The sequence below is a fragment of the Allokutzneria sp. NRRL B-24872 genome, assembly GCF_002155965.1.
Taxonomy (GTDB): Bacteria; Actinomycetota; Actinomycetes; order Mycobacteriales; family Pseudonocardiaceae; genus Allokutzneria.
This window is the reverse complement of record NZ_MUMH01000021.1, coordinates 1-251: the sequence shown is the minus strand read 5'-3', so window position 1 is coordinate 251 and position 251 is coordinate 1. Positions and strand designations below refer to the sequence as shown.

General features: G+C 64.1%; 1 tRNA gene. It reads left to right on the top strand.

The annotated features are described in order from the left end of the window. Window positions 1-84: 84 nt before the first annotated feature. A tRNA-Glu gene (locus CCN37_RS06275) sits at window positions 85-157 on the top strand. Window positions 158-251 lie beyond the last annotated feature (94 nt).

Genomic DNA, 251 nt, shown 5'->3' with positions numbered 1-251 from the left:
GCAACACAGCAGATTCTGGCTCTGCCGTTCTAGGTTCGAGTCCTAGTACCCCAGCAGGGCAGGATAAACACCTCCCTAGTTCAAGGCCCCGTCGTCTAGCGGCCTAGGACGCCGCCCTCTCAAGGCGGTAGCGCGGGTTCAAATCCCGTCGGGGCTACAAAGCGGGGAAGCCCGTACTCACGGAATGCGTGAGTACGGGCTTTTTCGCATTGCCCTGTGGGGGCCGAGCCCCCACGCCCCCACGCCGGCGG